At 43.0% G+C, this 10,844-nt stretch carries 11 protein-coding genes; 3 read left to right on the top strand and 8 right to left on the bottom strand.

Features of this window, described 5'->3' with window-relative positions; translation table 11 throughout:
* Window positions 1-208 precede the first annotated feature (208 nt).
* From CQ839_RS24185 to crtH, 3 genes are all read right to left on the bottom strand, one after another.
* Window positions 209-565: a DUF5615 family PIN-like protein gene (locus CQ839_RS24185; RefSeq protein WP_103670866.1), complete on the bottom strand. Its 357-nt coding sequence runs from the start codon at window positions 563-565 to the stop codon at window positions 209-211.
* A 3-nt stretch (window positions 566-568) separates the two neighbouring features.
* Entirely contained in the window at window positions 569-799 is a 231-nt protein-coding gene (locus CQ839_RS24180; RefSeq protein WP_103670865.1) for a DUF433 domain-containing protein, read from the bottom strand.
* A gap of 146 nt (window positions 800-945) precedes the next feature.
* Window positions 946-2,460 (bottom strand): carotenoid isomerase, encoded by a 1,515-nt coding sequence (crtH, locus tag CQ839_RS24175; RefSeq protein WP_103670864.1) that lies wholly within the window; start codon window positions 2,458-2,460, stop codon window positions 946-948.
* A gap of 122 nt (window positions 2,461-2,582) precedes the next feature.
* On the opposite strand from crtH, the gene CQ839_RS24170 reads away from it, so the two are divergent.
* The 3 genes from CQ839_RS24170 (at window position 2,583) to CQ839_RS24160 (ending at window position 4,476) form a co-directional block, all read left to right on the top strand.
* Window positions 2,583-2,915 carry a type II toxin-antitoxin system PrlF family antitoxin gene (locus CQ839_RS24170; RefSeq protein WP_103670863.1) on the top strand — a complete coding sequence of 111 codons (333 nt, stop codon included), beginning with the start codon at window positions 2,583-2,585 and terminating at the stop codon, window positions 2,913-2,915.
* A 2-nt stretch (window positions 2,916-2,917) separates the two neighbouring features.
* On the top strand, window positions 2,918-3,427 hold the full coding sequence (locus tag CQ839_RS24165; RefSeq protein WP_103670862.1) for a type II toxin-antitoxin system YhaV family toxin: 510 nt from the start codon (window positions 2,918-2,920) through the stop codon (window positions 3,425-3,427).
* 83 nt (window positions 3,428-3,510) lie between these two features.
* Window positions 3,511-4,476, top strand: a complete 966-nt coding sequence (locus tag CQ839_RS24160) for an acetyl-CoA carboxylase carboxyltransferase subunit alpha (protein ID WP_103670861.1) — start codon at window positions 3,511-3,513, stop codon at window positions 4,474-4,476.
* 6 nt (window positions 4,477-4,482) lie between these two features.
* Here the strand turns inward: CQ839_RS24160 and CQ839_RS26105 are convergent, their stop codons facing one another.
* The 5 genes from CQ839_RS26105 to CQ839_RS24140 form a co-directional block, all read right to left on the bottom strand.
* On the bottom strand, window positions 4,483-4,551 hold the full coding sequence (locus CQ839_RS26105) for a hypothetical protein (RefSeq protein ID WP_374937758.1): 69 nt from the start codon (window positions 4,549-4,551) through the stop codon (window positions 4,483-4,485).
* Window positions 4,552-4,571: 20 nt separating this feature from the next.
* On the bottom strand, window positions 4,572-7,505 hold the full coding sequence (locus CQ839_RS24155) for a tetratricopeptide repeat protein (RefSeq protein WP_103670860.1): 2,934 nt from the start codon (window positions 7,503-7,505) through the stop codon (window positions 4,572-4,574).
* A gap of 113 nt (window positions 7,506-7,618) precedes the next feature.
* The gene (locus tag CQ839_RS24150; RefSeq protein ID WP_103670859.1) at window positions 7,619-8,557 is read right to left on the bottom strand and encodes a serine protease; all 939 of its coding nucleotides are present in this window, start codon (window positions 8,555-8,557) and stop codon (window positions 7,619-7,621) included.
* A 132-nt stretch (window positions 8,558-8,689) separates the two neighbouring features.
* Window positions 8,690-9,691, bottom strand: coding sequence for a hypothetical protein (locus CQ839_RS24145; RefSeq protein WP_146048806.1), 1,002 nt, complete (start codon window positions 9,689-9,691; stop codon window positions 8,690-8,692).
* Between the two features lie 27 nt (window positions 9,692-9,718).
* The gene (locus tag CQ839_RS24140) at window positions 9,719-10,786 is read right to left on the bottom strand and encodes a CHAT domain-containing protein (protein WP_103670857.1); all 1,068 of its coding nucleotides are present in this window, start codon (window positions 10,784-10,786) and stop codon (window positions 9,719-9,721) included.
* Window positions 10,787-10,844 lie beyond the last annotated feature (58 nt).

The raw sequence follows: 10,844 nt of genomic DNA, 5'->3' as shown, positions 1-10,844 counted from the left end.
ACCAACTTGCTTGCTTTTCAGTAAGTACAATACTTGCACTCGTTCTTTATCTGAGCCTGTTTTCTGCCGCCCTAGCATCTCTTTTAGATCTTCTTCGCTTTCACTTATTTCTAATCTATATACCCCTGCCATTTTTTTATCCTCTTTCTCCTTTTTCTCTTATATCATCTGTTGCCTCTTCTTTGTGTTTTGGTATAACACTATCACCTTAATTCTTAAGAACTCTCATTCTAATTTTATCATCCTCAATAACGCTAAAATGCCCATACCAGTCATCGCGCATGGCGATCACTCTTGCAACTTTTTCAGCTACCACGGCTCCAGATGGTGCTTTAATCCGAAATAGGATAATGCCAGTTGTAGCGGGCAATTTTGACCGAAAAGCTAATTCTCCAAAATCTTTATCAAAGGTTAAGAGAATACGTTTTTCTGCTTGGGCACGACTCAAAACTTCTGGATCAGAGATTCCAGGAGAGTCAACCCTAATCCAAGCAACGTCATGTCCATCTTGTCGCAACGCTTCAACAGCATCAAAGGGGAAATTTTCATTGGCAAGGAAATTCATGAACTAAGCCGCAATAGCATAAACTTTTTCGGCTTTGAGAGAAGCACTGGCATAATAGAGACAGGCTTGAATATCCACAACGGTAATGCCTGAATAATTACGCAAAATCTCGTCAGTACTCCAGCCTTGAGCAAGAAGATCAATTATAAATTCAACTGCAATTCTTGTTCCTTTGATGACAGGCTTACCAACTAGAATATTTGGGTTCAGGGTAATTCGAGATTGCCAATCCATAGTTAAATTAAGGGTGAAGTTTACGAGCTATTAGTTGAATATAGTTATCGTTACTAGTTAGTATACCTCCTCTTCCGTATAGTTACAATCGCGCAATCAGATATTGGAATTTCAAAAACAAGAGATAAAATTTATTCCTCATAATTTTATACAAGCCCTAAAGAGGAAGCAACCAAATGACCGCAAGCAAAGCCTGAAAAGGCAACGGCATTTAAACCTTGTCCTGGGAAAGTGCTATCGCCAACGCAATATAAATCAGGAATCGAAGTTCGATTAAAAGGCATTCCCAAAAGACCTAAAGGCTTACCCGCAGGAATTGGTCCATAGGTTCCATCCGCACGACCGAGGAAGCGGCGATGGCTGCGTGGTGTACCGACTTCTTGGTAGTCGAGACAATCTTCTAGTTTCGGGAAAATTGCTAACAGGCGATCGCATAATTTTCTCGCCGCTTCATTTTTCTTTGCTTCATATTCCGAAGCAGATAAACCTTCCCATTCACGCATCCAGCTAGGCGTAAAGGTATGTACGATATGATAGCCTTCAGGCGCAAGGGAGCGATCGAGGAGCGTGGGAATCGATACAAAAATCGTACCTTGTTCTTTCTGCATATCGTTCCAATCTTCGAGCAAGATATGGTGACAAGCTGCATCTTCGGGAATAGCAGAAGCTTCTACACCGAGATGTAAGCTTAGGAAACTAGGGGATTTTTGATAGCGTGATTGCCATCCTTTCTCGCCACTGGGCAAAGGCTCATCCTTGAGTAAGTTCCCAAAGGTATCCCAGCGTGTGGCATTGGAAACGACTTTCTTAGCATAGAGAACTTCGCCATTCGCCAGTTTGACACCGATCGCACCTTTGCCAGACTTTGCTTTGGGAATAATCTGAGTAACTCTTGCCCCATAGCGAATTTCTCCACCCGCTTTATCTAAACCTTCCGCCAGTTTTTCAGCAATCTTGCCCACGCCACCGACGGGATAGTTAATTCCTCCATAATGGCGATCGCTAAACACCATTCCTGCATTAATTGCAGGAGTGCGATCGGCGGGAACCACTGACCAGCAATAGCATTCCATATCGATGAATTGCAGCAACTCTGGATCGCGAATATATCTTTTAGCGATATCTCCTGCGTTTTGGGGCAAATAAGCCGCTAAGCCCAAACAAGCCAAGGGATTCTGGAAAAATACGCGCATCAAGTAGCGCCATTCTTCGAGGGACAACAACTCGATCGCATTTAAGCAATTAAAAATCTTCCAACATTCATCGTAAAACTTACGAATCCCCTCACGCTCATGGGGAAAGCGATCACCTAATTCTTGTAGAAATTTTTCATAATCGCGATGCACCTCAATTTCCAGATTATTCGGCAAATGGTAATGGATCTGCACTGGATCGGGAATCGTCTCCATTTTCATATTTACCGCCGCCAGCGCACGGGTGAGGAGATTAGTCGTACCGCGATCGCCGAAACCAAAAATCATCGATGCGCCCACATCAAAACGGTAGCCATTGCGCTCAAAGTAGCCGCCACTCCCCCCCGCAATCAAGTAGCTCTCAAGGACAATTACGCTTGCCCCTTTCGCTGCCAATTGCGTTGCGGTGACTAAACCGCCAATCCCTGAGCCAATTACAATTACATCCGCTTCGAGTGTTTGCGCCATTACATTTCTTAGTCAAAACCTATCTTCAACTATATATTGCTTTGCACTTCAAATGGGCATTTCATTGACAAGACAATGCAAATGCATTACTTTTGGTACAGCATTAACCGTCAAAAATTGCTATGACTGTAATACTAGCTCCATGTTCAGAATCTACGCTTACCGATCGCTATCAGACCACAATTCCTGATCCGATCCGTAAAGCTCTGGGCTTAAATAAACGCGATAAAATTTTCTATACCATTGAGCCAGATGGTCGAGTCGTGATTTCGCGTGCTGACCAAACCGAGAACGATCCCATTATTGGTCAATTTCTGAATTTTTTGGCTCAAGATATTGAGAAAAATCCCCAGCATTTACAAGCTTTAAATTCTGATTTGGTCAATCGTGTTCAAGCTCTGGTGGCTGATGTTGAGCTGAATCTAGATGTACCGCTATCGGATGAGGATGAATAGATTTGTCTACCAATCAGCCGCTAGTAATTAATGGATGGAACATATTTGCTCATCCTTTGTTTTTGAATCAGTTTGAAGAACTTCTAAAACAAGTTGAAGGATTACGCCAGAAGTATCCCAATGATTACAAACAGAAAAATGCCACAAAGCGCCTAGCCGCGATCGCTAAATTAGCATTTGATGTCATTCCTCAAGATCCCACCCGTAGCGAATATCGCCAAGGTGCGACGCTTGGCAGCGAGTATAAGCATTGGTTTCGAGCAAAATTTTTTCAGCAGTACCGATTATTTTTTCGATATCATCTGGAGAGCAAAATTATTATTTTTGCTTGGGTAAATGATGAGGGTTCTAAGCGAGCCTATGAAAGCAATACAGATGCCTATCGAGTTTTTAAAAAGATGCTCGAAAATGGTCACCCTCCAGATGATTGGAATGATCTACTCACAGAAGCAAAAGGTGAAACTAAGCGTCTAGTAAACGCAGTCAATCGACAAGAAATGAAAGCTTTCTAATTTGATATGGGTTTTACAAACGCTACTAACTAGCCCTTTGTCTGCTAATCTGAGAATTGGTATCTACTATACAAAATTGCATCATGGCCGATCGCCAAATCCTGCTTGACTTTGAAAAGCCCATTGTTGAACTAGAAAACCGTATCGCCCAAATCCGCGAACTCGCGAATGACAACGATGTGGATATGTTTGAGCAGATCCAACTTTTAGAGCAACGAGCCGAGCTTTTGCGGCGTGAGATTTTTACAGGTCTAGGCGCAATGCAGCGAATGCAGATCGCGAGGCATCCTCGTCGTCCTAGCACCCTTGACTATGTGCAAGCGATTACTGATGAGTGGATGGAGCTACATGGCGATCGCAGGGGCAATGACGACCCTGCATTAGTGGGTGGTATCGCTAGAATAAATGATCGCCCTGTAGTAATTTTGGGGCATCAAAAGGGGCGAGATACCAAAGACAACATGACCCGCAACTTTGGTATGGCTTCTCCTGGGGGATATCGCAAGGCGGCGCGACTGATGGATCATGCTAATCGGTTTAAATTGCCGATTATTACCCTGATTGATACCCCTGGGGCATATCCTGGAGTATCGGCAGAAGAGCAGGGGCAAGGCGAGGCGATCGCGGCAAATTTACGGCAAATGTTTGGGTTAGCTGTCCCAATTATCTGCACGGTGATTGGAGAAGGCGGCTCGGGCGGAGCCTTGGGGATCGGCATTGGCGATCACATCATGATGTTTGAAAACTCGGTTTATACCGTAGCGACTCCTGAGGCTTGTGCGGCTATTCTCTGGCGCGACGCTGCAAAAGCAGGAAAAGCAGCTGAAGCTTTAAAAATTACGGCTCCCGATCTGAAGCGTTTAGGCATTGTCGATTATGTGATTGATGAGCCTCTAGGTGGGGCACATCGACAGCCATTAAAAGCTTCTGAAAATCTGAAAGCCGCAATCGTCGAGAATCTTGATCGCCTAAGTAAATTACCAGTGGAAGATTTACAAGAGCTACGCTATCAAAAGTTTCGCAAGATAGGCGTTTTTCTAGAATCATAGTTTGTTTCACAGCCCATTACCGATCGCAAAGAAAGCTGACCAGTATTTGGGATGATTGAACTTCGATGATTTAATTAGAGAAATTTGCGCTCTATTTAATGCCTCAGTTGGCTTAATGCCTCAGTTGGCGAAATATCACCTTTTTTGAGTTCTTTGTAAAAAGTCTCCATTAGTGCTTGCGTCCCAGCATCATCGACAGACCAGAGAGAAGCGATCGCATTTTTTGCGCCTACCTTCTGAACTTGATAACCAAAGCCCAGAATCTCTACACCAGTACCCAGCTTACCCACACCAGTCTGGCAGGCGCTGAGTACAATCAACTCCACATTGGGGATCTGCCAATCGGTCAGTTCGCTTAAACGGATTTTGTCGCCATTGCCAAAAATGATAAAAGAGTTGTCTGGCGCACCAGTATTAAACTCGGCATGAGTCGCAAAGTGCAGCACATTATGATTTTTGAATTTATCTTCGGCAGCTTGGCGACTGAAGTTATTTTCTAGCAGCGTCACTGAGTTGGGGAAATAACTTGCGATCGCTTCCACTTCTTTGAGCGTTGCAGGTAAAGCTTGCTGTCCAAACTTTTTCTCACCAGCTTGACCACCAAAGGCTCCTGCGAGGATGTTTGGTGACAATTTGGGCTTAGGTGAGAAGTCAGAGAGCGTGTAGGCAATGAGATTACTAACTAGGTACTTCTCACTGAGCCACTGTTTGCCATCATAGAGAGCGGCGAGGGGGATATAACGGAGGATGCCATCGGGAGCATAGAGAATAGTTCTCGCTTGAGCTTGAGTTAAATCTGCTTCAATGGGCTTAATTAGCAAGTTATAAAGAGCAGCAGCAGGTTCTCGATAGTCTTCAGAGCCTTCATCAATGAGAGCCGCCCTAAATTCTGTCACCAATTTTTCTAGCTTGTCTTTGGAGATGTTAACAGTACGACTAATCGGAAGGCTGTTGGGTGAGAAGAAGATAATTTCGAGGCGATCGCCTAAAATCAGCGGATAAATTAAAACTGTTCCTTGAGGAATCTTTTGGAGATAGTCTGGAACTTTGTTGATTTCTGATTTAGGCAGTTGCTGTATTTGGTTCGCAAGTTGCAGATTAAGTTCAGCAGCTTTATAGGTGCTAATAGTAGCTAGTTGAGAGCTAGCAGCTTTTTCAGGTTCTAGAACCTTCACTCCCTGCGCAGTGCGATCGCTACCTTTAATGTTTTTGAGATAGTCTTCGAGTTCTTGGACTTTGAGCAAATCGAGAACCTGTAATGCTTCCATGATTCGTCCTTGTTTGAGCAGTAAGCCCGCAAGAGTTTTATACGTAGATGCAACGGTTTCTAGATAGGACGCTTGCTCTTCTTTACTTAGCCCTTTAATATCTTTGCGAATTGATTCGCGAATATTGATTGATTGTTTGTAATAGAGAATTGCTAATTCAGGTTGATTGAGATTAGAAAAGGCATAGCCTAGATTATTATAGGATTTTGATTCACTATTGCGATCGCCATTTTGCTTAAAGATGGCTAAAGCTTGTTGGTAGAAGTCAGCAGCTTTTGAATACTGGCTAAGACTCATTTGAGAATTGCCTAGATTGCCGAGTGATAGCCCTTCACCATCGCGATCGCCATTGCTCCGATTAATTGCTAAAGCCTGTTGATATAGATTGATCGCCTTCGAGACTTGTCCTAAATTGCGATAGATAGTACCGAGATTATTGAATGCTGTTGCTTCTCCACTGACATTGCCAAGTTGTTTGGCTATGGCTAAGGATTGCTGATGGAAGTCAATCGCTTTAGGATAGTCACCCAAACTACCATAAGCACTACCAATATTGTTCAGCGACTTGCCAAGCCCTTCACGATCGCCAATTTTTTTGAAAATGTCTATAGATTGCTGGTTAAAGTCAATTGATTTTTTTAAATCACCCAGATAGTTGTAGGTATTAGCCAAGTTGCCGAATAACTTTGCTTCACCTTGTTGATCGCCTTCTTGCTTTTTCAAAACTAGGGCTTGCTGATAAAATTCAATCGCTTTTTGGTACTGACTCAGACTGTTATAGCCATTACCAATCCCAATCAGTGAATTTCCTTCGCCATTAAGATCTTTAAACTGTTTCGCCAGCATCAAAGAACTTTGGTAAAACTCAATTGCTTTAGCATACTGTCCCACGATCATATTCGCGGTTCCCAAATCGTTTAGCAAACTCCTTTCACTGTTGCGATCGCCGAGCTTGCGGACAACGGCTAAGGCAAGAGTATACGAATCAATTGATTGCTGATACTGTCCTAAACTGCGGTAAACATCGCCAAGATCACTGAGAGCATAGCCCTCTGATTGAGCGTTGCCGATTTGCCTAAAAAGGGCTAGAGCTTGCTGATAGGAGTCAACGGCTTTTTGGTACTGCCCTAAGTTTCTATAGGCACTGCCCAGATCGCCAAGCACAGTACTTTCCTCATTGCGATCGCCTAATTGCTTCACAATCACCAAAGCTTGCTGATAGATATCAATCGCTTTTTGATATTGTTTCAGCTTGCGATAAGCATTGCCTAGATAACTGAGCGAAGTTACTTCACTCTTTTTATCTCCGAGTTGTTGCCTAATTGCTAAGGCATTCTGAAAGAAATCGATCGCTTTCTCAAACTGCCCTTGATGGTAATGGACAACGCCAATATTACTAAGTGAAGTACTTTCACCTTTGCGATCGCCAATTTGCTTTTTGATGGCTAAGGATTGTTGATGAAACTCTATTGCTTTTTGATACTGTTTTTGCCTGAAATAAGTCAGCCCAATATTATTGAGCATCACCGACTCGGCACTGCGATCTTTAATCTCGCGATAAATTTGTAGCGCTTTTTCGTAGGCGGCTATGGCTTCAGAGTAATTCTTCGCTTGAGCTAGTTGACTCCCTTGAGTTGCGAGTCGATCTGCCTCAGCTTGGCGATTTGGGGATACTTGGGCGATCGCTATTTCGCTCACCACAGTTTGGATGGGCAACCCCATTAACAAAGTCAAAATCGCAATACTAACAATCTTACGCATAAAAAACTCGCTGAATACTTAAATACCTGTGCAGAATAAATTCCCAAGCCCATAAGGGTTCGCCCGCAGGGGCGAACCCTTATGGGCTTGGGTTTGTAATTAATTAAGCGCATCTACTTACCTTTGTTCAAGGCCGCTTCAATCCGACCAATCCGCACAGCGTAGTTTTCCACGCCGCGACCATTGCGATCTCTTCGTCCTATGGCGTGAAGCCCGATAATTTGATAGACTCCATCGATCTTACTAATTAATGCCGAACCAGAAGCCCCTGGATTAGTATCACAATCATGTACCAGCATTCCCTCACGCTCACCCAGCACACTACACTTTAAATGTACCCCTGCGGTGTAGCCCTTGCCCGCAGAAAATTCTGGTCCACTATAGGACTTAGGATCGGGATAGTCACCTGAATAGCCTGCTACGGCTAGACGATTTTTATATCTTTCTAGCAATGCTACTGGAACCGTTCTCCATCTGAGAAACCCATATTTCTCACCCAAAGGCTTATCCAATTCTACAATCGCCCAATCATCTGCCGAGTTCCAATTAGGTTTTCTCGTACCAGCCCAGACATTTCGCACCGAAGCAACATCGTTTTTTGTCCGCAATCGTCCATTAATTAAATTCGGCAAAAAGTAGATATTGGGAAATAGCTTTCCACTTTCATCGTATACGCAGTGAGCATTAGTGATCGCTAGCGACTTGCCTATTAAAGTTCCTGTACAAGAATACTCCTTCTTATCTTTGCTAACCATCACGATCTTGCCAACCGTTGACCAAGGATATTCGCGACTCATCATTGGCAGGCGTTGATCTTCGCCAATAATCGCCCGATTGCTTCCCATCGGTGATTCTGACTCCTGCAACTTTTTGGGGATAAAGCCATCAAGACTAGTTCCTATGTCCTTGAGGCTGTCGATTTGCTTAGGAGTAGTTTGCTGTTTGGGTTGAAAATCCAAGAGTGACTGGGCTTTAGCAGGCGAAATTGTACTAGACATGTAAGCGATCGCTATGCTCAACCCAAACAAAACGTTCCAAGTTCTATATTTCATTGCTTTACAAATTAATTTATCAAATTATAGATAATATGGCTTCGACTCATTTCTGGTTGCAATACTATTCACTTTATGACCACTTAAAGGAAAAACAAGCAGCGTTACAAATTTTGCAACAACAAGCTCAACCTATAACCCCTCAGAGTTTTTAAGATTACTAAATCCCCATTGAGTCACGTAAGGTGCTCTGCCATAGGTAGTTATCGATAGCTTCAAGTTATCTGTTTTATGGGCAAAATGCATCAGACAATATCCATCGCCACTACAAGAATCCAACTCAGGGGTTTTGTCACAGATATCGCCTTCCCCTCCGACATTGCTCTTGCAGTCGCGAGTAATCACAGGTAGCCACCCATTCTTGAGCAATGCAGTCCGTAGATCATCGTAAAGCATCTGTTTCTTTAAAATAGCTTCAATGGCGATTTGACCTTCCGTTTTTGGTCCAATCTGCGATCGCGTAGATGATTGTAACTTTTGGGTCAGATTCCAGCAGCCATTGCGATGCTCAAAGATATAAGCGTTAGGATCTCCATAGGTTTTAACAAGGTGCTCTTCTTGATCTTTATCATTGCCTGAATATTGATATTGGGCTTTGATGTAATCTACGCGAAAGGTTTTATCATCAACTCTAGAAATATCGATTTTCAGACGAGTGTAGGGAGTATAAGCATCCGCAGGAACTAGCTGTACCCATCGATAATCTCTGAGGCTAATGCTGAACTCATCATTTCTTCTACTCATCGTTTCTAAAAGCTTGCTAGGATCTCGATAATCTCTAACCTGCACGTAGGGTGAGGTAAAGGTATAGCGTATTTCATTACCTTGAAAATCTTTACCCCGAACAAAATCTTCAAAGAAACTTCTATATTCCTCTTTCCCACATACTATAGGAAGTTTAGAATTATTCTGTTTCTCAACTTCTGAGTTTTTGGTGTCTGGACTTGGATTTTCAGTTGAGATACTATTGCTTTGGTTGCTAGTAGAGCTAGTCGTAGCTTTCGCTTTGATTTCAGATGATTCTGCAATGGGTTCCTGTAGCGGTTTAGAATTCTCTAAAGATTTCGTAGGCGGTGTCGAACAAGCTGTAACTAAAGCGACTAGAGCCATCATGATAATATTGCGATAATTCATTCTAATCTCCATTTAATCTAAATTTAATTACAATCCATTGCCGATCGCAAAAAATGCTGACCAATAATTGGGATGGTTGTATTTTGGTGATTTAATCAGAGCAACTTGCGCTCTATGTAAAGCCTCAGTGGAAGTGACATCGCCTTTTTTGAGTTCGCGATAAAAAGCTTCCATTAGGACTTGAGTACCTTCATCACTGACAGACCAGAGAGAAGCGATCGCATTTTTTGCACCAGCTTTTTGGACTTGATAACCAAAACCCAAGATTTCTACCCCATCGCCAAGCTTGCCGACTCCAGTCTGACAAGCACTCAATATAATCAAATCGATATTTGGGATCTGCCAATCAGCGATTTCACCGAGACGGATTTTGTCACCATTGCCAAAAATGATGAAGGAGTTATCAGGTGAACCAGTATTAAACTCAGCATGGGTAGCAAGATGGAGAATGTTGTGATTTTTGAATTTAGACTCGATCGCTTGGCGACTGAAGTTGTCTTCGGTGAGAGTTACTGAGTTTGGGAAAGAACTTGCGATCGCTTGAACTTCAGTAAGTGTGTCAGGCAATGCACTTTGTCCAAACTTTTTCGTGCCTGTATTGCCTCCAAATGCTCCCGCGAGAATATTGGGTTGGTTTTTTGGCTGTGGAGAAAAGTCGGAGAGACTGTAGGCGATCAGGTTACTAACCTTATATTTTTCTGCAAGCCATTGTTTACCGTCATAGAGAGCGGAAAGGGGAACATAGCGTAATATGCCATCAGGAGCATAAAGAATTGTCTCCGCTTTGGCTGTAATCAGTTCGCCTTCAATCGGTTTAATCAGCACATCATAGAGAGCTTTAGAAGCATCCTTGACATCCTCAGAACCAGCATCAAGCAACCCAGATCTATATTCAGTGATCAATGATTCAAGCTTAGACTTGGAGATCTTAACGGTGCGACTGATGGGGAGACTGTTGGGCGCGAAGAAAATTATCTCCAACTGATCGCCTAAAATCAATGGATAGAGTAATACTGTTCCCTGTGGAATTTGTTTGAGATAGTCTGGGACTTTATTGATCTCTAACTTACAGCAAATTGCGATCAAACCCGCCACAAAAGAAGCTACCTAAAAGGCTCAAAGCAGATGCCACAATGATGGAACCAATTAAGAG

This window comes from Pseudanabaena sp. BC1403 (assembly GCF_002914585.1).
Classification (GTDB): Bacteria; Cyanobacteriota; Cyanobacteriia; order Pseudanabaenales; family Pseudanabaenaceae; genus Pseudanabaena.
Note: the sequence above shows the minus strand (reverse complement) of the source record. Positions and strands in the feature narration are given on the sequence as shown.